The following is a 23,337-nucleotide window of genomic DNA, read 5'->3' as shown; positions in this document are numbered from 1 at the left end:
CTTGGCCAGGGAATGCAAGCACGCTTTCCGCTTGCATTCCCTGGCCAAGCGCGGTCGTCTTTGACAGGCCACACGGGGATGACACGCAGACACCACCGCTCTTCGTGTCATCCTTGGCGGTCGCCCGTCCGGCGAGGACGCTTTCCGTCTTCGCGAATTCCGCACCCGCCGCTCGCCACTCAAGCCCACCGCTGAAAGGCCGCCGGTCCACGCACCGCCCCAGCCCCGGACGACCCAGCCCCACACGGCCCGCTATGGCCATAAGCCCAGTTCAGAGCCCTGCCGCGCCCCCAGGGCGCGGCCTCCGGCCCCCGACACCATCATCCCACCGGGCACCGACAATTCATCCAACAAAAGCTGAGAAAGACCTCAGCAAAGAACCACCGCACCTGAACCGACCCTGAACCACCGCCCCGAACCACCACTAGGCCGGAACCACCACTGGGCCGGAACCGACGAGCGGGGTCAGGCTTCTTCGATCGGTGTCATCGACTGGGCCGCCAATGCGGACAGCACCGCACTCATCTTGTCGTCCGGCACGAAACCCACCTTGGCGCGGGCCACGAACGTCGTCTTGCCGAGCGAGCCCAGGAGCAGGCGTTCGCCGGGTGTGCTGATCAGCGACGCCTTCTGCTTCCCGACGTCGACCTCCGCCACCGACCCGCCCTCGGCCCGTTCGGCGGCGATGCTCTCGGCCACCCGTTCCTTCGCCGACGCCTCGTCCGCGTACGTCGCCAGTCCGATGATCAACGGGGCGGCGGCGAGGGGTTGCTTCTCCGCGAGGTCGTAGTAGCAGTCGATCTTCGACGTCCGGGCCAGCGAGGGTTCCGGGATGCCGACGATCGTCCGGACCTCGGCCTGCACCTCGCGGCCGATCTTGGCGTTGACCACCTCGACCGGGACGATCAACTCGCAGTCGTCGGGCAGCTCGCGGTCCACCATCACGGGGGTACGGACCACCGTCGTGGGGGCGAGGATCGTCGGGATCTGGACCGGCGGTGCGACCGGCGCGGGCTGGTTCGTGCACCCGACCACCGACGCCCCCACCGCCAGTCCCACTACAACCAACCGCAGAACCGACCACAAGCCCGGACCCGACCCCGCACGCGACTCCGGAAGAGATCCCGGACGCGCGGCCGACCGGTCGGCCGCCCGTGCGGCCGAAACCGTTGTCCCCCGCCGAATCCGCGCAACCATAGGACTACAAATTTAGCGCACGACGACGGCCCCGCACCTGGAACCGTGCGAGGCCGTCGTCCTGTTCTCGATCTTGCCGGGGCCGGCGGCCGGTCACCCGGCCGTCAACCGGTCACCCGGTCAGGCGACCCGCTCACGGGTCGGGCTCGACGCCCGACCCGTGAGCGGGTCAGCCGGTCACGCGCCGCCCGACAGCTTCTCGCGGAGCGCGGCGAGCTGCTCGTCGCTCGCCAGGGTGCCGCCGGCCTGGGCAGGGGCACCGCCGCTGCTCGCAGCCGCAGCCGGGGCGTCGCCGCCGGAGGAGTAGTTGGTCTCCCCCGCCGCCTCTTCCTCGGCCGCAGCGGCCTTGGCGACCTGCTTCATGTGGGCCTCGTAGCGCGTGTGGGCCTCGGCGTACTGCCGCTCCCACTCCTCGCGCTGCTTGTCGAAGCCTTCCTGCCACTCCTGGGTCTCCGGGTCGAAGCCCTCGGGGTAGATGTAGTTGCCCTGGTCGTCGTACTCGGCGGCCATGCCGTACTGGGTCGGGTCGAACTCGGAGTCGACCGTGAAGCCCTCGTTGGCCTGCTTGAGCGACAGCGAGATCCGCCGGCGGTCCAGGTCGATGTCGATGACCTTGACCATGACGTCGTCGCCGACCTGGACGACCTGCTCCGGGATCTCCACGTGGCGCTCGGCCAGCTCGGAGATGTGGACCAGGCCCTCGATGCCCTCGTCCACCCGGACGAACGCGCCGAACGGAACCAGCTTGGTGACCTTGCCCGGCACGATCTGGCCGATCGCGTGGGTCCGGGCGAACTGGCGCCACGGGTCTTCCTGGGTCGCCTTCAGGGACAGCGAGACGCGCTCGCGCTCCATGTCGACGTCCAGGACCTCGACCGTGACCTCCTGGCCGACCTCGACGACCTCGGACGGGTGGTCGATGTGCTTCCAGGACAGCTCCGAGACGTGCACGAGGCCGTCCACGCCACCCAGGTCCACGAAGGCACCGAAGTTGACGATGGAGGACACGACGCCCTTGCGGACCTGGCCCTTCTGCAGCTGGTTGAGGAACTCGCTGCGGACCTCGGACTGGGTCTGCTCCAGCCACGCGCGACGGGACAGGACCACGTTGTTGCGGTTCTTGTCCAGCTCGATGATCTTGGCTTCGAGCTCGCGGCCCACGTAGGGCTGCAGGTCGCGCACGCGGCGCATCTCGACCAGGGAGGCGGGGAGGAAGCCGCGGAGACCGATGTCCAGGATGAGGCCGCCCTTGACGACCTCGATGACCGTGCCCTTGACGGGCTCGTCCTTCTCCTTGAGGGCCTCGATGGTGCCCCACGCCCGCTCGTACTGCGCGCGCTTCTTGGAGAGGATCAGCCGCCCTTCCTTGTCCTCCTTCTGGAGAACCAGGGCTTCGACCTCGTCACCGACCTTCACAACCTCGTTGGGGTCGACGTCATGCTTGATCGACAACTCGCGCGAGGGGATGACGCCCTCGGTCTTGTAGCCGATGTCGAGCAGGACCTCGTCCCGGTCGACCTTGACGATGGTGCCCTCGACGATATCGCCATCGTTGAAGTACTTGATGGTCTTGTCGATGGCGGCGAGGAAGTCCTCCTCCGTCCCGATATCGTTGATAGCGATCTGCTTCGGCGCAGTGGCAGCCGGGACAGTGGTGGTGTCGGTGGACATTAGGTAGGTGGCTCCGGTACGGATTGGGGTTGTCTGGCCTGTGGGTACAACACTGCGCGGGAGGCAAGGCTTCCCCCGACGACCAGTCCCGTGACGTGCATACCGATCATGGGCAGCGCGAACCCACTACGCGGGCGGTATCGTACGCGGCCCGACGACCTGCGGGCAAACCGCACCCCCCGGGCGTAACCCTGAAGGAGCAGCGTGTCCGACCTGCACGCGAGCGCCGAGCTGGCGCTGGGCACCACCGGCATCGCCCTGAGGGGCGCGAACGCGGCCGAGTCGCGGGCCGCGAACCGGATCTGGTGGGACGCGGACGCCGACGACTACCACGCCGAGCACGGCGACTTCCTGGGCGCGGCGGACTTCGTCTGGTGCCCCGAGGGGGTCCGCGAGGCGGAGGCCGGCTACCTCGGCGACGTGACCGGCCGGCGGGTGCTGGAGGTGGGCTGCGGGTCGGCCCCGTGCGCCCGCTGGCTGGCCGCGAACGGGGCGCTGCCGGTGGCGTTCGACATCTCCGCCGGGATGCTGCGGCACGCCGTGGCGGGCAACGCGGCGACCGGCCTGCCCGTGCCGCTCGTGCAGGCCAGCGCCGACCAGCTGCCCTTCGCCGACGCGAGCTTCGACGCCGCGTGCTCGGCGTTCGGGGCGGTGCCGTTCGTCGCCGACGTGGGTGACGTCTTCCGCGAGGTGGCGCGCGTGCTGCGGCCCGGTGCGCCGTGGGTGTTCTCCGTGACTCACCCGATCCGGTGGATCTTCCCGGACGACCCGGGCCCGAACGGGCTGACCGTGACCCAGTCGTACTTCGACCGCACGCCCTACGTGGAGGTCGACGAGGACGGGCGCGCGACGTACGTCGAGCACCACCGGACCCTGGGCGACTACGTCCGCGCGCTGGTCGGCGCCGGGCTCGTGCTGGAGGACGTGGTGGAGCCGGAGTGGCCCGACGGGCACGCCCGGCCGTGGGGCCAGTGGAGCCCGCTGCGCGGCCGGCTGTTCCCCGGCACCGCGATTCTGCGGACGCGAAGGCCGTAACCTGCGGTCATGACCGTCAGTCGGGGGCTGGTGGAGGCGCAGGGCGCGCGGTTCGCGGGGATCGACCCCCTGTTGCCGGCCGTGGTCGCGCCGCCGGACGGGGACGTGATCACCGCCGCGCTGCCGGACGGCACGCGCGTCGCGGGGGTCGTGCAGCACCAGGTGCACGACCGGACGTCGGCGGCGCGGCTGTGGTCGGCGAGCGAGGTGTGGGAGCTGACCCCGCTGCTGGGCGGTGCCGGCGCGGCGGGGATGGACGCGCTGCTGCGCGCGTGGCGGCAGTGGCTGGACCGGGTGGGCGCGGCGGAGCGGGACTCGGCGTGCGTGGTGACCTGGCCCAGCCGGGACGCCGAGGCCGGCCGGGCGCTGCTCGACCACGGCCTGGTCCCGCTGTCCGTGATCGCCGTGCGCCGAACACCACCCACAGGGGTGAACTCGCCGGCGGTTCCCCGCACACCGGCCGCCCAGGTCCCCCCGCTCGCCGGGGCCCTGACCGCCCGCACCCCGCCCGGCTCACCCCCGCACGCCACCCGCGCGGCCCACACGCCACCGAACCCACCCCCGCACACCACCCGCGCGGCCCACACTTCCGACACTTCGACCTACACCTCCTCGGACACCTCTTCCGCCGGCTCAGCGCCCCATCCGTCGTCCAACGGCCAGGCACCGGGCGCACCCGCGGCCCGCGCGCCGCACCCCGACCAGCCAGCCGCGCGGGGGACTCGGTCGGGTCCACCTCCTCCGGGGATGCCGACCATCCGCCGCGCCACGCCCGCCGACCTGGACGCCGTGCTCACCCTGGCGCTGGCCGAGCTGCGCTACTCCGCCCTGGTCGGGTCGACCGTGGACCGGCCGGAGGCGGTCGGGATCAAGCGCCGGGCGCTGGCCGAGCGGCTCGCGGCGGGCGGTCCGGCGTGGCTGGTCGAGCGGGACGGGATCGCGGTCGCGCTGGCCGAGTGCGCGCTGGTCACGTCCGAGCCGGGCAACTGGACCTCGACCCGGCTGCCGACCGGGCGCTGGGGGTACGTGAACTGCGTGTCCGTGCTGCCCGGCGCGCGGGGTGCCGGGATCGGGCGACACCTGATGGCGTACGCGCACCGCGAGTTGCAGCGGCTGGGCACGGTCGGCAGCTACCTCTACTACAACCCGCCGAACCCGTTGTCCTCGGTGTTCTGGCCGCGCCAGGGCTACCGCCCGCTGTGGACGGTGTGGGAGGTCCGCCCCGCGAGCGCCCTGCGCTGACCGACCGCCCACGCCTCGACCCCCAGCGGGAACAGGTCCGGAGGGACGAACGCCGCAGACCCGGACGGGTGCACGCCGGACCGGTTTCGCGTTGCGACGACCCCGCGCCGGGCGGATGCTCGCTGCGCCGGCCCCGGAACGCGTGCGACCGAGCGGCGCGGGAGACCCCGGCGCGGGACATCACAGCGGTCGCGGTTGCAGGAGTGGGCCGACTGGGCCACTATTTGAACTGACCGGTCAGTTCAAAGAAGGGGTTCCGCCGTGGAGATCCACGCTCAGCGCGTCGGCGTCGCCGGGCCGCACGGCCCGCTGCTCAAGCCGACCAGCCTGCGCGTGCCGCCGGGTGAGCTGGTGGTGGTGGCCGGACCCCCGGACGCGGGGCACACCGCGTTCGCCCTGGTGCTGTCCGGGCGGATGCGCCCGAGCAGCGGCTCGGTCACGCCGGACGCCGCCGGGCTGCGCAAGCAGGTCGTGCTGGTGGACTCGCCGGGGGTGAACGAGCCGGAGGCGTCGCTGACCCTGTCCGGGGTGGTCGGCGAGGAGCTGGCCATGAACGGGCAGCGCAGCGGGCGCAAGGCGGTCGCCGACTGGCTGGTCGAGCGCGGGGCCGAGGAGCACCTCGACGCGCGCTACGAGTACGTGCCCGCCGACGTCCGGTGCGCGCTCATGATGGAACTGGCCGCCGGGCGGCCCGGGGCGCGGGCGCTGGTCGTGGACACGCCCGACCGGTACCACGGCGATCCGGCGGGCTGGTTGGCGCTGGCGCGCGAGCGCGTGACGCCCGACCTGTCCGTCGTCGTCCTGTGCACGACCACGTCGGCTGCGGTGCTCGGCGTCCCGGTGGCCCGCCTGGGCGCGGACAACACGCTCCCCGCGCCCGAGGAGCACACGGCCAAGCACGCCCTCGACCCCACCGAACCCGGTCTCCACCCGGTCACCGCGACACCACCTGAGACACCGACTGCGACACCCACCGCGACCCCCGCCGCGCCACCGGCCGCGAAGCCCCTGCCCGAGGACCGACCCGGCACCCACGTCGGCGACCCCACCCGGCCGGACCTGCGCCCGGCCGCCGACCACGCCGAGGAGAACCGGTGACCGCCCTGCGGATGGCGTTCAACGAGCTGCGCCGCATCACGTCCGGCAAGCTGCCCAAGCTCGCCGTGCTGGCCCTGGCCCTGGTGCCCCTGCTCTACGCGGCCCTCTACCTCTACGCCAACAAGGACCCCTACGCGAACCTCAAGCAGGTCCCGGCGGCGCTCGTGGTCGAGGACAAGGGCGCGACCGCGAGCGACGGCACCACCAAGAACGCCGGCGAGGAGGTCGCCGCCGAGCTGGTCTCGGGCGCGAAGTTCGACTGGCACCGGGTGACCGCCGACGACGCCGAGGAGGGCGTCCGCAACGGCACCTACACGTTCGGGCTGACCCTGCCCCCGGACTTCTCCCAGGCGCTGCTGTCCTCCGGCGAGTTCACCCCCCGCCAGGGCGTGATCATGCTGACCACCAACGACGCCAACAACTACCTCGGCTCCACGATCGCCAACCAGGTGGTGACCGAGGTCCGCCGCTCGGTGTCGGTCAAGGTGGGCGCGGAGGCCGCCGACAAGCTGCTGCTCGGCTTCTCCACCATCCACCAGAAGACGGCCGAGGCCGCCGAGGGCGCGACCACGCTGGCCAACGGCCAGCAGGACGCCCTCACCGGTGCCCAGAAGCTGGTGGACGGCACGGGCCCGCTGGCCGACGGCGCCGCCCAGCTCTCCGCCGGCCTGACGCAGTTGCGCGACCAGACCAAGGACCTGCCGGTGAAGTCCCAGCAGCTCGCCTCGGGCGCGAAGCAGGTCGCGGACGGCAACGAGACCGTCGCGCAGACCGCCGAGGACTACGCGGCCAAGGCCCAGGCCCTGGTCGGGCGGCTGGACCAGGTCAACGGCGACATCGCCACCCGGTTGCGGGCGGCGGGCTTCACCGAGGAGCAGGTGCAGCGCGTCCTCCAGACGCTCACCGAGGCGCGCGCACCCCTGGACGACGCGAACAGCAAGGTGCAGGGCACGGCAGGCCAACTGCGGACGCTGGCCAACGGCGCCAAGCAGGTGTCGGACGGCGCGGCGCAGCTCGCCGCGTCCACCCCGGCGCTGACCGACGCGATCACCCGGCTCACCGACGGCGCGGCGCAGGTCGCGTCCGGCAACGCCCAGGTGCGCGACGGCGCGGTGGGCCTGCGCGACGGCGAGCAGCAGCTCCTGGACGGCACCGTCAAGCTGCGCGACGGCCTGAACGAGGGCGTCGCGCAGATCCCCAACCCGGACGACCCGACCCGCGAGTCCACCGCCGACACCATCGGCGACCCGGTCACCGTGCGCGGCGTGAGCCAGACGTCGGCGGGCAGCTACGGCGCGGGCCTGGCCCCGTTCTTCCTCGGCCTGGCCACCTGGATCGGCGCGTTCGTGCTGTTCCTGCTGCTCAAGCCGCTGTCCCGGCGTGGGCTGGCAGCCGGGCAGAACGCGCTGCGGGTGGCGTTGGGCGGGTGGCTGCCGGGTGTGCTGCTGGGCGCGGCGCAGGTCGTGATCATGTACGCGGTGGTGACGCTGGTGGTCGACATCCGGCCCACCCACCCGATCGGGACGCTCGGCTTCCTGCTGCTGACCTCGGCGACGTTCGTGGCCGTGCTGCACGCGTTGAACGCGCTGCTGGGCGCGGTCGGCAAGTTCGTCGGCCTGGTGCTGCTGATCCTCCAACTGGTCAGCGCGGGCGGCACGTTCCCGTGGCAGACGATCCCGGTGCCGCTGTACCCGCTGCACTACGGCCTGCCGATGGGCTACGCCGTGGACGGGTTGCGGCACCTGATGTACGGCGGCTCGTTGGACAGCGTCGGGAAGGACGCGCTGATCCTGGTCGCCTACCTCGTCGGGGCGCTTGCCTTGTCGACGTTCGCCGCGTACAAGCAGCGGGTGTGGACCCCGTCTCGACTCAAGCCCGAGCTGGTGCTGTGACCAACACGCGACCCGGCCGCACCGCCGTCACCAAGCAGAAGCTGTTCGACGCCGCGCTGAAGCTGGTCGGCGAGCGCGGCGCGGCGAGCGTGACGGTGGACGAGATCGCCGCCGAGGCCGGGGTCGCCAAGGGCACCGTCTACTACAACTTCGCCAGCAAGGACGCCCTGGTGGACGCGCTGCTGCGGCACGGGGTGGAGCTGCTGGCGTCCCGGCTGCGGGTGGCCGAGGACGAGACCGAGACCGAGCGGGCGATGGAGTCGCTGGTCGACGGGGTGCTGGGGTTCTTCGCGGAGTACCCGGCGTTCGGGCAGCTGCTGGTCAGCGAGCTGTGGCGGACGCCGGGCCAGTGGCACGGCACGCTGGGGCTGCTGCGCGACGACATCGTGTCCATCGTGCGCGGCCAGATGCAGCGGCTGTCCGACGAGGGCCGGCTGCCGGAGGGCGTGCAGGTGGGCACCGCGTCGGCCGCGCTGTTCGGCACGCTGCTGGTGGTCGCCCTGGACTGGCAGGTGTTCCAGCCGGAGCGGACGCTGGCCGAGGTGCGCGAGGCGGTGCTGATCCTGGTCCGGGGCCTGCGCCCGAGCGCCTGACCGCTGCCCTCCGGCAGCCTGCGCCGACCGCACGACGGCACGACCGCCGCCATCCGGGGCGGCGGTCGATCCGGTGCCCGTGCGGCTACTGGCGGACCGCCCACGTGTCGACGTCGCCGACCTGGTGCACCGAGGGCGGCTTGCCCTCCACGGCGCGGCGCACCGCTTCGAGCACGCCCACGGACGCCTCCTCGTGGCTGAGCCAGCGGGTGCCGGTGCCGTGCTTGACGATGCCCAGCACCACCTGCTGGGTGGGGTGGCCGGCCAGGACCGGGTCCGGCACGCCGTCGCGGGAGACGATGCCGCTGCTGTCGTGCACCTCGACCACGGGCGCGTGCGCGGCCAGCAGCGGCGCGACGGCGCGCAGCACGGGCACCCGGTAGCTCAGGTGCACCCACGCCACCAGCAGGTCCGCCGGGCCGGCCAGCACCTCGCGGACGCGGTCGGCCAGCTCGTCGGGCCGGGCCCAGTCGGCGCGCACCCACTTCGCCTCCGCCGCGCCCCGCCCCGCCCAGCCGGCGACCGGGCCACCCGCAGCCGGGCTGCCCACGACCGGTCCGTCGGCGACCGGGCCGCGCGCGACCGGCACGTCCGGGACCCGTCCGCCGGGAGCCGGCCCACCCGGTCGCGGGGCCGCCGGGGACACCTGCTGCGGCACGTGGCCGCGCGCGCCCAGGGCGGCGCGGGCCGCCCGGCCCGCCCCGGGTGGTCTGCGCGAGGGCAGCACCACGTGCCAGCCCTGCGCGAGCAGATCGTCCGCACAGCCCTGCAACATGCCGGTGCCACCGAGCACCAGCGCCGTCCGCCCACTCATCGCACCGACTCCTCGCCGCGCTCCGCCGCGCGCCGGAGGGGCCCGGCACGCCACTGGTCGACTTCACGCTGCCCGCGCAGCCGCACCACCGCCAGTCGGGGGCCGTGCTCGCCGGCCAGCACGGCGGTGACCCGCTCGCGGGTGCGGCCGTGCGACCGCCACGCCCACCGCAGCAGATGTTCCCGGTCCGTGAAGACGGTGTGCAGGGGCGGTTCGGTGTTGCCGTTCCACAGTTCTTGGTTGCGCAGCCGCCGGACGACCGTGCGCACGGCCACCCGGCGCAGCACGGTGTGCTTCGGGTGGTCGAGCCAGACCAGCGTGTCGGCCCTCTCCAGCAGCAGCGGGCGGGCCTCCGCGTACTGCCACTCGGTCGCCCACGAGCGGCGTTTCACCAGCTCCCGCACGTCGGCCGGGAACTCGGCCCGCCTGGTCCACTGTGGACCGTGAAAGAGCGAGTCCATTTCCACATAGGACAGGCCGAGCACCTCCGCGACGCACCGGGCCATCGTCGTCTTGCCCGCGCCGGAGGTGCCCGCGACCAGGACCCGCGTCGGCGGGTGCGGCAGCTCGTCGGTCGGTCCTAACAGCGGCACCGGCAAAGGCTACCTCCGCACCGCAACCCCCTCGGCGGGCTCGTCGCGGCGGCCACCCGATCAGGCGTGCCGGGCGTGAACCTCCCACCACCCGCCGCGCGGGTTCGCCGGCCGCCCACCGCCGTTCAGTCCTCAGTGGACCCCGGAGCGGGCTGGGCGTCGACGCGCAGGCCGTCCAGGTGCCGGGAGAGCACGGCGCGGATGACGTCCGGCGTGGTCAGGTCGGGCTGCAGCACGGCGTTGACGGCCAGGCCGTCGAGCAGCGCGGCCAGCCGCTCGGCCTCCACCGCCACGTCGGGCACGCCGGCCCGCTCCAGCACCCGGCGGGCGATGAGCCGGAGGCCGGCGTGCAGCCGGCGGGCCCCCGGCGCGAGCGCGGGCCGGGTGCGGGCGGCGCGGGAGAACTCCAGCCACACCACGGACTCGTCGTGCCGGTCCGGGTCCAGCGGCACCAGTTCGCCCAGCAGGTCCGCGACCCCGTCCCGGCGGCCCCGGGGCGTGCCGGCGGCGTGGATCAGCTCGACCCGGGCCAGCACCCGGCGCTCGACCCGCTCGGTGAGCTCCTCCAGCGCGAACACCAGCAGCTCGTCGTGGTCGGTGAAGTAGTGCCGGACCGAGCCGATCGCCAGGCCGGCCTCCTCGGCGACGTTGCGCAGCGACGCCTGGTCCAGGCCGTGCGCCCGCACCACCCGGAACACCGCCTCGGCGACCGCCCGGCGGCGGCTCTCGGCGTCGACGACCTTGGGCACACCCCCTTTCTAGCACACTCGTGCTAGCTTAATTAGCACGGTCATGCCACAAAGGGGGAGACACATGCTGACCTGGGTCCTGATCGGTGCCGCCGTGGTGGCGGTCGTGGTCAAGAGGGTGCTCGGCGAACCGCTCAACGGGCGCGATCTGGTCGTCCCGCCGCTCGTGCTGCTCGGCATCGGCGGCTACGAGCTGACGAAGACGTCGGTGACGGCAGTGGACGTGCTGTGGCTGGTCGGCGGGGTGGCGATGGGTCTGGCGCTGGGGGTGCTGCGCGGTGCCACGATCAAGGTCTACGAGCGCGACGACGTGCTGTGGCAGCGGTACACGCCGTGGACGCTCGCGGTGTGGGTCGGGTCGTTCGCGGTCAACGCCGGGCTGGGTTTCGCGGCGTCGGCGTCCGGGGTGCACGCCGACGCGCGGCCGATGGCGCTGTCGATCGGCGTCGGCCTGCTCGGCGAACTCGTGCCGGTGGGATTGCGCGCGATCCGCTCCGGCGTCCCGTTCGCACCCGAACGGCGGTGAACCGCACTTTGCGGTGACGGCGGCCGACCGGAGCAAAGCGGAAAATTCCGCTGCCGGGCCCGGCGGGCGCACCGCATACTGGGGCGACACAATGCAGGGGGAGAGATGACCTACCCGAATCCCGGGCAACCGGAGAACCAACCCCACTTCCCGGTACCGGACCAGTACGGCGGTCCGGGTCCCGCCACGACCGCCTACCAGCCCGTCGACCAGGTCTTCCAGCCCTCCGCGCACCTGCCCGCCGGCCCCGAGTTCCCGCCGGCCGGGCCCTCCGCGACGCCCGGCCCGGCGCCCGCCGCACCCCGGAAGAAGACCGGCCTGGTCGTGCTGTCGGTGCTCACCGTGCTGTTCTTCGCGACCGCCGGCGTGTTCGGCGTCCTGTACTCCGATGCGACCGGGGAAAACAGCCGGATCAGCGCGCAATTGGCCGACAAGGAAAAGGAACTCACCGACTCCGGGAAGAAGCTGAAGGACGCGCAGGACGAGGCGTCCAAGGCGAAGGACGCGGCCCAGGTCGCGGAGACCGGCCGCAAGCGCGCCGAGGACGACGGCGCGGCGATGGTCAAGTGCCGGGACGCCGCGCGCGGCCTGCGCGACGCGATCTTCGCCCAGGACAAGGCGCGCATCGAGAAGGCGCTGCTGGACATCGTCGGGATCTGCTGACCGGTCAGCAGGTGGGGAACACCCGCCGGGTGGCGGGCTCGCGGGCGGTCGGGTCGGTGAACCGGCAGCCGTAGCCCGGCGCCGCCACCACGGCGGGGTCGTCCACGACGTCCGCCTCCGGCCGGGCCCCGGTGTCGGCCCAGCGCACGAGGTCGTCCCAGGCCCGGCCGACCTCGGCCGGGCTGAACTCGCAGTGCTCGACGGCCCGGACCGCGCGCTGCGCGAGCAGGTGCGAGAGGCCGTGGGACCGGACGTCCCGCGCGTAGACCTGCTCCATCGAGAACGGCACGAACAGGTCGCCCAGGCCGTGCAGCGACAGCACGGGCGCGCTCGGCCGGCCGTCCACCCGCGCCACCTCGGTCAGCTCCGGCGCGGCCCGCGCGGCGGGGTTCGCGGGCGGCACCCGCTCGACCACCCGGTCCAGGTCGACGGGCGTGTTCGGCCGGTAGCGCGTGTCGAGGTTCGTGGCGACCTGGTTCGGGTCGGCGGCCAGGCCGCGGGCCGACGCGGTGCCCGCCGGCCCGGTGCCGGCCAGGCTGAACAGGTACTCCTTCCAGTGCTCGAACGCCGCCCGCGCGCCGGGCCGCTCGCCGCCGCTGCGGTCCACCACGAACTCCGCGAGCTGGGCGCCGAGGTCGTTGGGCGTGCCGTACAGGCCGAGCGCCTGCTTGATCTTCGGCACGGCGACCGCCAGGTAGTCCCGGGGCAGCGGGTGGGCGTCGACGCCGGCCAGCGCCTGGGCGGCCAACTGGTAGTCCAGCAGGTAGTCGAACAGCTCCTGGTCGCCGAGGACACCGCACACCGGCAGGGCCGCCCGGTAGAAGCCCGGGTGCTGCTCCAGCGAGCGCACGACCACGTGCCCGCCCATCGAGGCGCCCGCCACGAAGACGTCCTGGGGTTCGCCGACCAGGTCGGCGAAGCGCAGGGCGAGGTCGTGCGTGCTCTCGACGCCCGCCTTCACGTCGTAGCCGTTGGCGTAGTAGCTGGACGACGCCCACGCGAAACCCCCGTCGAGCAGTCGTTGCCGCAGCCCGAAGGCGGGCGGCTCGACTTCGAGCACCTTGCCGGTGCCCCGGTAGCCGTGCGCCCACACGAGCAGCCGGCGGTTCCAGCGGGGCGGGACCTCGATCGCGTAGCCGGCGTGCTCGTGCACGCCCTGGAGCACGCGGGTGGGAGCGCCGCCGACCAGCGCGGGCGGCAGCACCGGGTTGGAGATCGAGTGGCCGGGCAGCGGTCGGTCCGCCGGCACCCCGAAGGGGTCGGTGGCAGAGGGGTCGGCGGCAGAGGGGTCGGCGGCCGGCGGGCCGGTGGTCGGCCGGGCGGTGGTCAGGGCCTCGGCGGTCGAGCGGGGTCGGTCGCGGGGTGCCGCGCCGGTCGCCGAGGCGAGCAGCACGACCAGGACGACCACCAGCCCCGACACCCGACCCACCACGCCGCCCCCGCGCATCACCCGATTGTGCTCGTCACCGGAGGCCTGCCACCAGGTCTTTTCGGGCGGGTGCCGCCCGGCCGGCTAGTGCGCCGCCTCGTCCCAGGACCGGCCGACGCCCACCGAGACCTCCATCGGGACGCTGAGCTCGTAGGCCCGGCCCATCTGCTCGCGGACCAGGTCCTCGACCGCCTCGCGCTCGCCCTCGGCGATCTCCAGGACCAGTTCGTCGTGCACCTGGAGCAGCATCCGGGAGCGCAGGCCGGACTCCTCCAGCGCCCGGAACACGCCCAGCATCGCCACCTTGATGATGTCCGCCGCCGAACCCTGGATCGGGGCGTTGAGCGCCATCCGCTCGGCCATCTCGCGGCGCTGGCGGTTGTCGCTGGTGAGGTCGGGCAGGTAGCGGCGGCGACCCAGGATCGTCTCCGTGTAGCCCTTCTTGCGGGCGTCCTCCACGATCTCGTGCAGGTAGTCGCGCACGCCGCCGAAGCGGGCGAAGTACGCCTCCATCTGCTCGCGCGCCTCCTCGGCGGAGATCCGCAGCTGCTGGGCCAGGCCGTACACCGACAGGCCGTAGGCCAGGCCGTAGGACATCGCCTTGACCCGGCGGCGCTGCTCGGCGGTCACCTCGGCGGTCGGCACCGAGAACGCCCGGGACGCGACGAACGTGTGCAGGTCCTCCCCCGACCGGAACGCCTCGATCAGGCCCGCGTCCTCCGACAGGTGGGCCATGATCCGCATCTCGATCTGGCTGTAGTCGGCGGTCATCAGCTCGGCGTAACCCGGCCCGACCACGAACGCCTCGCGGATGCGGCGGCCCTCGTCGGTGCGGATCGGGATGTTCTGGAGGTTCGGGTCCGTCGAGGACAGCCGGCCGGTCGCGGCGATGGTCTGGTGGAACGTGGTGTGGATGCGGCCGTCGTCGGCCACCGACTTGAGCAGGCCGTCCACCGTGGACTTGAGCCGGGTCACGTCCCGGTGCGCGAGCAGGTGCTGGAGGAACGGGTGCTCGGTCGCCTCGAACAGGTTCTGCAGCGCGTCCGCGTCGGTGGTGTACCCGGTCTTGGTCTTCTTGGTCTTGGGCATGTTCAGCTCGTCGAACAGCACCGCCTGGAGCTGCTTGGGCGAGCCGAGGTTGATCTCCTTGCCGATCACCGCGTACGCGTCCTGCGCGGCCTGCTTCACGCCCGCCGCGAAGTGCGCCTCCAGCGCCGCCAGGTGCTCGGCGTCGATGGCGATGCCGACCGCCTCGACCTCGTCCAGCACGGCCATCAGCGGCAGTTCCAGGCCGGCGAGCAGGCTCTCCTGGCCGGTCTCCACGAGCTGCCGGTCCAGCGCGTCGGCCAGCTCGGCGACCGCCTGGGCGCGCACGATGGCGTGCTTCGCGGTCTTCTCGCGCTCCTCGTCCTCGTCCGCGAGCAGCGAGAGCTGGCCGTCGTCCGGCTCCTCGGCGCGCAGCTCGCGCTGGAGGTAGCGCAGCGCCAGGTCGTCGAGGGCGAAGCTGCGCTGGCCCGGCCGGACCAGGTACGCGGCCAGCGCGGTGTCGCTGGTCAGGCCGGCGAGCCGCCAGCCGCGCGCGCGCAGGGCCCGAAGCGGCAGCTTCAGCTCGTGGCCCGCCTTCGCCTGCCGCCCGTCGGCCAGCCACGCGACGAGCGCCGCCTCGTCCTCCTCGGTGAGCGCGGCGACCTCGACGTAGCCGCCCTCGTCGCCAGCGAACGCGATGCCCTCCAGGTCGACGCCCGAGTGCCGGAAGGACAGGCCGACCCTCGGCCCGCCGGCGTGGTCGGCCAGCCACCCGGCCAGCGCGCCGGGCGCGACCGCGCCGCCGGAGACCTCGAAGCCCTCCTCGGCCTCGGGCTCGGCGGTGGCCAGGGTGGCGAACAGGCGGTCGCGCAGGACCCGGAACTCCAGCTCGTCGAACAGCCGGTGCACCGCGTCCCGGTCCCAGTCCCGCACCACCAGCCCGGCCGGGCCGACCGGCAGCTCCACGTCCCGGACCAGCTCGGTGAGCTGCCGGTTGAGCATGATGTTGGTCAGGTTCGCGCGCAGCGCCTCGCCGACCTTGCCCGCGACCTCGTCCACGTGGTCGATCAGGCCGTCGAGCGAGCCGAACTGCGTGAGCAGCTTCACGATCGTCTTCGGGCCCACGCCGGGGGTGTTGGGCAGGTTGTCCGACGAGTCGCCGCGCACCGCCGCGTAGTCGGCGTAGAGCGCGGGCGGGACGCCCTGCTTCTCCAGCACCAGCTCCGGGGTGTACCGGGCCAGCTCGGAGACGCCCTTGACCGGGTAGAGCACGGTCACCTCGTCGGTGACGAGCTGGAGGGCGTCCCGGTCGCCGGTGCAGATCAGCACCTCGAAGCCGAGGCCGACGGCCTGCGTGGTGAGCGTGGCGATGACGTCGTCGGCCTCGAAGTTGTCCTTCTCCAGGGTCTGGACGTTGAGCGCGGCGAGCACGTCCTTGATGAGGCTGACCTGGCCCTTGAACTCGTCCGGCGTCGCGCTGCGCCCGGCCTTGTACTCGGAGTACGCCTCGGTGCGGAAGGTCTTGCGCGAGACGTCGAAGGCCACCGCGACGTGCGTGGGCCGCTCGTCGCGCAGGAGGTTGATCAGCATCGAGGTGAAGCCGTAGACCGCGTTCGTGGTCTGGCCCGTGTTGGTCTGGAAGTTCTCCTTCGGCAGCGCGAAGAACGCCCGGTAGGCCATCGAGTGGCCGTCGACCAGCAGCAGGCGGGAGGCTTCTGAAGTGCTCACGTCGGCGAGTCTAGGGTGAGGGTCCGACAGTCATGCACCGAGTGGAGCAGCACGTGAGCACGAGCTCAGACGACGTCCCGGGCGGCCTGGTGGACGTGCCGGGCGCGGACCAGGCGGTCGCGCACGAGCAGTTGACCGCCAAGATGGGCATCGAGATCACCCGATGGGATGCCGACCGGCTGGTCGGGACGATGCCGGTGAAGGGCAACCGCCAACCGTACGGCCTGCTGCACGGCGGCGCGAACGCCGTGCTGGCCGAGACGCTGGGGTCGATCGCGGCGGCCGTGCACGCGGCCCCCGAGCGGCTGGCCGTGGGGCTGGAGCTGAGCTGCACGCACCACCGGGGCGTCACCGAGGGCGTGGTGACCGGGGTGTGCACGCCGGTCCACCGGGGCCGGTCGACCGCGACCTACGAGATCGTGATCAGCGACGAGCAGGGCAGGCGCAGCTGCACCGCGCGGCTCACCTGCTTCCTGCGGGACGCGCCTAAGGTCTAGGGCATGAGGTGGTCCGGCTTGGTGGTCGCGGCGTTGCTGGTCGCCGGGTGCAGCAGTGCCCCGGCCTCGGAGGCTCCCCCGTCGTCGGCACCGCCGACGTACCCGGTGCCGCCGGGTACCGCGCGGCCCGACGAGAAGGTGCTGCACCTGCCGACCGCCTCGGACGGAGACACGGCGTTCACCCTGCTCGGGCTGACCACCGGGATGGACGCGCTGATCGGCAGCCACGCCGAGTTCGAGGCGAAGGGCCGGTTCGTCCGGATCAGGCTGAGCGTGGTCAACAACGGGCGCAGCAGCGCCTCGTTCAACGCGCGCCGGCACCTGCTCGTGGACGACGAGAAGGTCGAGCACGCCGTCGACGTGCAGGCGATGACCATCAAGCGGCAGCCCGACGTGGTCGACCTCGGCGCGAACGTCCGGTTGGAGTACGACGTGTACTACGACCTGCCCGAGGACGCGAAGCCGCTGGCGCTCCGGGTGTTCGGCGGACCGACGCTGACCGACCTCCAGGACGGGTCGAGCACGGAGATCCTGCTCAGCCAGTGAGGAGGCCCGCCGACGCGGTCGGCGGGCCTCCCCGGTGCCGGTTGCGTCCCGGTGTCAGTGGCCGCCCAGGTAGGCGGCGCGGACCTGCGGGTCGTCCAGCAGCTCCAGGCCCGGCGCGGACTTGACCACCCGGCCGGTCTCCAGCACGTAGGCCCGGTCGGACAGCTTGAGCGCCTGCTGGGCGTTCTGCTCGACCAGCAGGACCGTGGTGCCGCGCTTGTTGATCTCCTTGATGATCTCGAAGATCTGGGCGATCAGCATCGGCGCGAGCCCCATCGACGGCTCGTCGAGCAGGAGCACCTTCGGCTTGGTCATCAGCGCCCGGCCGATGGCGATCATCTGCTGCTCGCCGCCGGACATGGTGCCGCCGAACTGGCCCTTGCGCTCGGCCAGCCTCGGGAACAGCTCGTAGACCTCGGCCAGGTCCTCGGCCAGGTCGTCCTTGCGGGTGTAGGCACCCATCAGGAGGTTCTCCTGCACCGTCATGCCGGGGAACACGCCCCGGCCCTCGGGTGACTGGCCGATGCCGAGCAGGACCCGCTTGTGGCCGGGCATCCGGGAGATGTCCTGGCCGTCGAAGAGCACCTTGCCGCTGGTCAGCGGGCGCAGGCCGGAGATGGTCTTGAGCGTGGTCGTCTTGCCCGCGCCGTTCGCGCCGATCAGCGAGACGATCTCACCCTCGTTGACCTCCAGGCTGATGCCCTTGATGGCCGCGATCTTGCCGTAGTGGACGTTGATGTCCTGGAGCTCAAGAAGCATCTTCGGACACCCCCAGGTACGCCTCGATGACCTTCGGGTCGTTCTGCACCTCGTGCGGCAGCCCTTCTGCGATCAGCTGGCCGAAGTCGAGCACCGCCACGCGGTCGCTGACGCCCATGACCAGGCTCATGTCGTGCTCGATGAGCAGCACGGTCCGCCCGCTGTCGCGGATCTTGCGGATGAGGCGCTGCAACGCCTCCTTCTCCGCCGGGTTCATGCCCGCCGCCGGCTCGTCGAGCAGGAGGAGCTTCGGGTCGGTGGCCAGCGCGCGGGCGATCTCCAGCCGGCGCTGGTCGCCGTACGGCAGGTTCTTCGCGGTCTCGGTCATCCGCGCGGAGATGCCGACGAAGTCGAGCAGCTCGCGCGCGACCTCGCGCCCGCGCCGCTCCTCCTTGCGGTGCCACGGCAGGTTCAGCGTCGCGCCGATCGCACCGGTCCGGTGGTGCGCGTCCGCGCCCACCATCACGTTCTCCAGCGCCGACATGTTGTGGAACAGCCGGATGTTCTGGAAGGTGCGGGCGATGCCCTGCTTGGTGATCTTGAACCGCTTGGTGCCGTTGATCCGGGTGCCGTTGAACAGCACCTCGCCCTCGCTGGGCTGGTAGACGCCGGTGACCACGTTGAACACCGTGGTCTTGCCCGCGCCGTTCGGGCCGATCAGGGCGAAGATCTCGCCCTCGGCGATGCTGAGCTTCGCCCCGCGCAGCGCGACGACACCGCCGAAGCGCATCGTCACGTCGGCGAGCTGGAGGACCGGGGTGCTCACTTGGCCGCCTCCGTCGTCGACACGTCCGCGTCCGGACCCGGAACCTCGGCGCCCATGGTGCCCATCCCGCCCGTTCCCTCGTGCAGTTCCGCCTTGCGCCGCCGCGACGGCAGCAGGCCCTCCGGCCGCAGCGCCATCATCAGCACCAGCACACCGCCGAAGATCAGGATGCGGAAGTCCGCGAAGTCGCGGAACCGCTCCGGCAGCCAGCCGATCAGGAACGCGCCCAGGATCACGCCCGGCAGGTTGCCCGAGCCGCCCAGCACCACTGCGGCGAGGATCGTCGCGGACAGGATGAACGGGAACGTGTTGGGCTCGATGAACACGGCCTTGCCGGCGTAGATGCCGCCTGCCAGGCCGCCGATCATCGCGCCGATGGCGAACGCCAGCAGCTTGAACTTGAACGTCGGCACGCCCATCAGCTCGGCCGCGTCCTCGTCCTCCCGGATCGCGGCCCACGCGCGGCCGACCCGGCTCTTCTGCAACCGCACCGAGAAGATGATGACCACCACGATCGCGGCCAGGATCAGGTAGTAGTACGGCGCGGGGTCGAGCAGGAACTTGGTGCCGAACACGGGCGGCGGGTGCGGGATACCGGTGATGCCGCGCGCGCCGCCGATCTCGTCGGTGTTGTTCGCGGTGATCCGGACGATCTCGCCGAACCCGAGCGTCACGATCGCCAGGTAGTCGCCGCGCAGCCGCAGCGTCGGTGCGCCGAGGATGACGCCCGAGACCGCCGCCAGGATGATGCCGAACGCCACCGTGGCCCAGTAGTTCCAGCCGAAGTGGGTCCCGTAGTAGGCGACCGAGTAGCCGCCGATCGCGAAGAACGCCACGAACCCGAGGTCGAGCAGGCCCGCCTGGCCGACCACCACGTTCAGGCCGACCGCGAGCAGGATGTAGGTGCCGATCGGGTAGATCAGCACGGTCGTCCAGTCCGACTCGGGCGACATGAACGCGCCGATGCCGGGGGCGGGCAGGATCAGGGCGCCGACGACCAGCAGGATGTAGACCAGGTAGCGCTGCCAGACCTTGGCGTTCTCCCACCAGTCCCGCAGCCGGTCGATCCCGTGGCCGATGGCGTGCAGGCCGCCGCGCTTCGCCGGGGTTTCTTCCGTCGTCACTCCGTCGCCTTTCATGCCCGTGCCTTCTGCAGCGATTCGCCGAGGATGCCGGTCGGGCGGAACATCAGGACGACCACCAGGACGGTGAACGCGATGACGTCCTTCCACTCCGATCCCAGGAAGATCGCGCCCCAGTTCTCGATCAGGCCGAGCACGACGCCGCCCATCAGCGCGCCGCGCAGGTTGCCGATCCCGCCGAGCACGGCGGCGGTGAACGCCTTGATGCCCAGCACGAAGCCGATCAGGTACGAGGTGTTCTCGATCTCCATGATGTAGAGCGAGCCGGCCACGCCGGCCATCGCGCCGCCGAGCAGGAACGTCACCCGCACGACGTTGTCGATGCTCACGCCCATCAGGACGGCCGCCTCGGGGTCCTGGGCGGTGGCCCGGATGCCCCGGCCGATGCGCGTCTTGTTCACGAGCTGGTCGAGGCCGACCATGACGACGATCGCCGCCACGACCACGATCACCTGGTCCAGCCGCACGTCGACGTTGCCGACGGTGAACAGCGTGTCCCGGGCGACGAACCTCGGTGCGGACGCCTGGTTGCGGCCGGGCTTGTCGATCAGCCAGTTGATCACCAGCAGGCCGAACAGCTCCTGGAGGAACAGCGAGGCGCCGATCGCGGAGATCAGGGCGGCGAGCCTGGTCGCGCCCCGCTTGCGCAGCGGCCGGTAGGCCACCGCCTCCAGCACGACCGCGGAGGCGCCGGAGGCCGCCGCGGACACCAGCATCAACAGCAGCAGCACCCCGACGAGGGCGAACCCGGTGATGGGTGCGCTCGGGGCGATCGCCAGCAGCGTCACCAGGGACGCGAACGTGCCGATCATGAAGATCTCGGAGTGCGCGAAGTTGATCAGGCGCAGCACGCCGTAGACCATCGTGTAGCCCAGGGCGATCAGCGCGTAGATCGAGCCGATCACCAGTCCACCCACCGTGCTGGGTAGGAACTGGTTGAGGAAATCATCAAGCATGACAGGTTGCCTCACGAGACGGGGCGGGGGGAGAGAAAGTTCTTCGCCATAGGGGTGGGGAGCGGGGGCCGACGACGCGTCGCCGACCTGCCCGCTCCCCAGCGCTGCCTGACTCGGTCCAAACCGTCTCGGAGATCAGCCCTCGAGCTTCGCGCTGGCCGACGGGCCGAGCAGCTTGAGGACACCACCCTTGACCTGGTAGACGAAGATCGAGTTGTTCTCCGGCTCGCCGTTCGCCTTGAACTTGATCGGCTTGGAGATGCCCTCGAAGCTCACCGTGGACAGGAAGTTGTTGATGTCCTCGGAGGTCGTCTTGCCGGCCTTGACGGCGTTGATGTACGCGGTGGCGGCGTCGTAGCCCTCGGTCGAGTAGATCGCCGGGTCGGAGCCGGCCGACTTCTTGTAGTTGTCGAAGAAGGTCTTCGAGTTGCCGGTGACGTCGGTCGACGGGATGTTGCACGGGCAGGCGATGACCGCGCCCTCGGCCGCGGCGGGGCCGGCACCGCTGATCAGCTGCGCGTCGAGCGAGCCGTCACCGGTGGCGAAGATCGTCTTGACGTCGTTGTCCCGCAGCGCCTTGAGCAGCCGGCCGCCCTGGGCGTAGTAGCCGCCGAAGAAGATCACGTCCGGGTTGGCGGACTTGACCTTGCTGACCGTGGAGGAGTAGTCCGAGGCGTCCTTGGCGAACTTGTCGGTCTCGACCGCGACGCCCTTCTCCTTGAACGTCTTCGACACCGCCTCCGCCAGGCCGACGCTGTACTCCTGGTCGTCGGACAGGACGAACGCCTTCTTGGGGCTCTTCGCGGTCACCAGGAACTCGGCGATGCGCGGACCCTGGTCGTTGTCGTTGGCGACGACGCGGTGCCAGTACTTCCAGCCGTTGCTGGCCAGGCCGGCGTTGGTGGCCGACGGCGAGATGCTGGGGATCTTGCTCTCCTCCAGCGTGCCGCCGATGGCCTTCGACTCGCCGGAGAAGGCCGGGCCGATGAGGGCGGCGATCTTGTCGCTGCCGACCGCCGTCGTGATCAGCGAGGTGGCCTGGTCGGGCTTGCCCTGGCTGTCGTACTTCTTCAGCTCGATCTTGACCTTGGGGTTCGTGGCGTTGTACTCGTCGATCGCCATCTTCGCGCCGTTGTAGGGCGGAATCACGATCCCGGAGTTCTCACCGGTGAGGTCACCCATGAACCCGATCTTGACCGTGGTGGCGTCGCCGCCAGAGTCGCCGCCGCCGCTCGTGCCGCCAGCGCAAGCCGCGAGCACCAGCGACGAAGCCGCCGCCAGCACCAGAACTCGGCCGAGTCGTGCTCCTGACACCGGAATACCTCCCATGACCAACCAGCCCGCCGGTAGGCGGCGCCCCCGCACGAGGGCTTGGGTTAGGGCAGGAACGTAGCTTCAGTTGTGTTCCGTGAACAGGTGGTCTTCCTGCTCTGTGTCCACATCGTGACGGTAGTCACCGGCAAATGCGCGCGCGTTAACAGTCTTAAATCCAGCTCAAATAGCCACAGGTCACAGGGTCAATGCGCGCAGTGACCAACAATGGGCGTGACTGCGCGTCCGATAGCCGAACAGGTATCTCAGCCGAAGTTTTCGACGACCGCTTCGGCGACCGCCTTCATGGTGGTCCGCCGGTCCATGGCGGTGCGCTGCACCCAGCGGAACGCCTCGGGCTCCGACAGGCCCTGCTTGCTCATCAGCAGGCCCTTGGCGCGCTCCACGACCTTGCGCGTCTCCAGGCGCTCGGTCAGGCCCGCGACCTCGTTCTCCAGCGCCTGCAACTCGGCGAACCGGCTCATCGCCAGCTCGATCGCGGGCACCAGGTCGCGCTTGGCGAACGGCTTGACCAGGTAGGCCATCGCGCCCGCGTCCCGGGCCCGCTCGACCAGCTCGCGCTGGCTGAACGCGGTCAGGATGACCACCGGGGCGATCCGCTTCGCCGCGATCGCGCCGGCGGCCTCGATGCCGTCCACCTTCGGCATCTTCACGTCCATGATGACCAGGTCCGGCCGCAGCTGTTCGGCCAGCGTGACCGCCTCGTCGCCGTCGGCGGCCTGCCCGGCCACCTCGTAGCCCTCCTCGCGCAGCATCTCGACGAGGTCGAGGCGGATGAGGGCCTCGTCCTCGGCGACCAGCACGCGGCGCGGCGCGGCGCGGTCCTCGGACGGGGCCTCGGCAGCCGGCTGGGTCACCGGGGTCCTCCTGACGGTCGGCGCGGGTGCGCTCGACGCGAGCGCACCGGGTGGAAAGGGCAGTCTACCGGCGGGGCCCGACAGCACAGCCTGGTCGGGCCGTGATCGCGCCCACCGGTCGGCGGCACCGGGCGCCCGGTGCCGCACCACGCTCACCACCCGAGCGCGGACCCGGGGTTGCGCCGGACCCACGCGCCGGGGCTGTGCGCCTGCAACCACCACCCCT

The 23,337-nt window shown here is 71.7% G+C and carries 22 protein-coding genes; 9 read left to right on the top strand and 13 right to left on the bottom strand.

From position 1 onward, the window contains the following. Positions 1–465: 465 nt before the first annotated feature. Both AB0I60_RS29475 and rpsA read right to left on the bottom strand, forming a co-directional pair. Entirely contained in the window at positions 466–1,059 is a 594-nt protein-coding gene (locus AB0I60_RS29475) for a hypothetical protein (RefSeq protein WP_360735339.1), read from the bottom strand. Between the two features lie 315 nt (positions 1,060–1,374). Continuing rightward, positions 1,375–2,868: a 30S ribosomal protein S1 gene (rpsA, locus tag AB0I60_RS29470; RefSeq protein ID WP_360735337.1), complete on the bottom strand. Its 1,494-nt coding sequence runs from the start codon at positions 2,866–2,868 to the stop codon at positions 1,375–1,377. Between the two features lie 204 nt (positions 2,869–3,072). Here rpsA and AB0I60_RS29465 point away from each other — a divergent pair, with 204 nt between their 5' ends. From AB0I60_RS29465 to AB0I60_RS29445, 5 genes are all read left to right on the top strand, one after another. Next, on the top strand, positions 3,073–3,903 hold the full coding sequence (locus tag AB0I60_RS29465) for a class I SAM-dependent methyltransferase (RefSeq protein WP_360735335.1): 831 nt from the start codon (positions 3,073–3,075) through the stop codon (positions 3,901–3,903). Positions 3,904–3,912: 9 nt separating this feature from the next. Continuing rightward, positions 3,913–5,145, top strand: coding sequence for a GNAT family N-acetyltransferase (locus AB0I60_RS29460; RefSeq protein ID WP_360735333.1), 1,233 nt, complete (start codon positions 3,913–3,915; stop codon positions 5,143–5,145). A gap of 261 nt (positions 5,146–5,406) precedes the next feature. Next, on the top strand, positions 5,407–6,243 hold the full coding sequence (locus tag AB0I60_RS29455; protein WP_360735331.1) for a hypothetical protein: 837 nt from the start codon (positions 5,407–5,409) through the stop codon (positions 6,241–6,243). Then, complete coding sequence (locus AB0I60_RS29450) at positions 6,240–8,135, top strand: YhgE/Pip domain-containing protein (protein ID WP_360735329.1); 1,896 nt, start codon at positions 6,240–6,242, stop codon at positions 8,133–8,135. Before AB0I60_RS29455 ends, AB0I60_RS29450 begins: the two co-directional genes overlap by 4 nt. Further along, on the top strand, positions 8,132–8,728 hold the full coding sequence (locus tag AB0I60_RS29445; protein ID WP_360735327.1) for a TetR/AcrR family transcriptional regulator: 597 nt from the start codon (positions 8,132–8,134) through the stop codon (positions 8,726–8,728). Before AB0I60_RS29450 ends, AB0I60_RS29445 begins: the two co-directional genes overlap by 4 nt. Before the next feature lie 85 nt (positions 8,729–8,813). Here the strand turns inward: AB0I60_RS29445 and AB0I60_RS29440 are convergent, their stop codons facing one another. From AB0I60_RS29440 to AB0I60_RS29430, 3 genes are all read right to left on the bottom strand, one after another. Continuing rightward, entirely contained in the window at positions 8,814–9,542 is a 729-nt protein-coding gene (locus AB0I60_RS29440; RefSeq protein WP_360735325.1) for a hypothetical protein, read from the bottom strand. After that, positions 9,539–10,135 (bottom strand): AAA family ATPase, encoded by a 597-nt coding sequence (locus tag AB0I60_RS29435; protein WP_360735323.1) that lies wholly within the window; start codon positions 10,133–10,135, stop codon positions 9,539–9,541. Before AB0I60_RS29435 ends, AB0I60_RS29440 begins: the two co-directional genes overlap by 4 nt. A gap of 125 nt (positions 10,136–10,260) precedes the next feature. After that, positions 10,261–10,884, bottom strand: a complete 624-nt coding sequence (locus tag AB0I60_RS29430) for a TetR family transcriptional regulator C-terminal domain-containing protein (RefSeq protein ID WP_360735321.1) — start codon at positions 10,882–10,884, stop codon at positions 10,261–10,263. 64 nt (positions 10,885–10,948) lie between these two features. On the opposite strand from AB0I60_RS29430, the gene AB0I60_RS29425 reads away from it, so the two are divergent. Next, positions 10,949–11,410: a DUF1453 domain-containing protein gene (locus AB0I60_RS29425; protein WP_360735319.1), complete on the top strand. Its 462-nt coding sequence runs from the start codon at positions 10,949–10,951 to the stop codon at positions 11,408–11,410. A 105-nt stretch (positions 11,411–11,515) separates the two neighbouring features. Beyond that, positions 11,516–12,073, top strand: coding sequence for a hypothetical protein (locus AB0I60_RS29420; protein ID WP_360735317.1), 558 nt, complete (start codon positions 11,516–11,518; stop codon positions 12,071–12,073). A 4-nt stretch (positions 12,074–12,077) separates the two neighbouring features. Here the strand turns inward: AB0I60_RS29420 and AB0I60_RS29415 are convergent, their stop codons facing one another. Then, positions 12,078–13,520: a hypothetical protein gene (locus tag AB0I60_RS29415; RefSeq protein ID WP_360735315.1), complete on the bottom strand. Its 1,443-nt coding sequence runs from the start codon at positions 13,518–13,520 to the stop codon at positions 12,078–12,080. A gap of 66 nt (positions 13,521–13,586) precedes the next feature. After that, complete coding sequence (gene polA, locus AB0I60_RS29410; protein ID WP_360735313.1) at positions 13,587–16,256, bottom strand: DNA polymerase I; 2,670 nt, start codon at positions 16,254–16,256, stop codon at positions 13,587–13,589. Positions 16,257–16,342: 86 nt separating this feature from the next. On the opposite strand from polA, the gene AB0I60_RS29405 reads away from it, so the two are divergent. After that, on the top strand, positions 16,343–16,753 hold the full coding sequence (locus tag AB0I60_RS29405) for a hotdog fold thioesterase (RefSeq protein ID WP_360735363.1): 411 nt from the start codon (positions 16,343–16,345) through the stop codon (positions 16,751–16,753). Between the two features lie 3 nt (positions 16,754–16,756). Further along, positions 16,757–17,299, top strand: coding sequence for a DUF4352 domain-containing protein (locus AB0I60_RS29400; RefSeq protein WP_360735311.1), 543 nt, complete (start codon positions 16,757–16,759; stop codon positions 17,297–17,299). A gap of 54 nt (positions 17,300–17,353) precedes the next feature. On the opposite strand, the gene AB0I60_RS29395 is transcribed toward AB0I60_RS29400, so the two are convergent. The 6 genes from AB0I60_RS29395 to AB0I60_RS29370 form a co-directional block, all read right to left on the bottom strand. Beyond that, a complete protein-coding gene (locus AB0I60_RS29395; protein ID WP_360735309.1) occupies positions 17,354–18,058 on the bottom strand; it encodes an ABC transporter ATP-binding protein in 705 nt (234 codons plus the stop codon). Further along, the gene (locus AB0I60_RS29390) at positions 18,048–18,788 is read right to left on the bottom strand and encodes an ABC transporter ATP-binding protein (protein WP_360735361.1); all 741 of its coding nucleotides are present in this window, start codon (positions 18,786–18,788) and stop codon (positions 18,048–18,050) included. Before AB0I60_RS29390 ends, AB0I60_RS29395 begins: the two co-directional genes overlap by 11 nt. A gap of 32 nt (positions 18,789–18,820) precedes the next feature. Next, positions 18,821–19,963, bottom strand: a complete 1,143-nt coding sequence (locus AB0I60_RS29385) for a branched-chain amino acid ABC transporter permease (RefSeq protein WP_360735307.1) — start codon at positions 19,961–19,963, stop codon at positions 18,821–18,823. Beyond that, entirely contained in the window at positions 19,960–20,922 is a 963-nt protein-coding gene (locus AB0I60_RS29380; protein WP_360735305.1) for a branched-chain amino acid ABC transporter permease, read from the bottom strand. Before AB0I60_RS29380 ends, AB0I60_RS29385 begins: the two co-directional genes overlap by 4 nt. A gap of 135 nt (positions 20,923–21,057) precedes the next feature. Continuing rightward, positions 21,058–22,236: a branched-chain amino acid ABC transporter substrate-binding protein gene (locus AB0I60_RS29375; protein WP_360735303.1), complete on the bottom strand. Its 1,179-nt coding sequence runs from the start codon at positions 22,234–22,236 to the stop codon at positions 21,058–21,060. Between the two features lie 263 nt (positions 22,237–22,499). Beyond that, positions 22,500–23,111 (bottom strand): response regulator, encoded by a 612-nt coding sequence (locus tag AB0I60_RS29370; RefSeq protein WP_360735301.1) that lies wholly within the window; start codon positions 23,109–23,111, stop codon positions 22,500–22,502. Positions 23,112–23,337: the final 226 nt, after the last annotated feature.

It is taken from the genome of Actinosynnema sp. NPDC050436 (assembly GCF_040655415.1).
Taxonomy (GTDB): domain Bacteria; phylum Actinomycetota; class Actinomycetes; order Mycobacteriales; family Pseudonocardiaceae; genus Actinosynnema.
The sequence above is the reverse complement of the archived record's forward strand: the minus strand, read 5'-3'. Positions and strand labels throughout refer to the sequence as shown.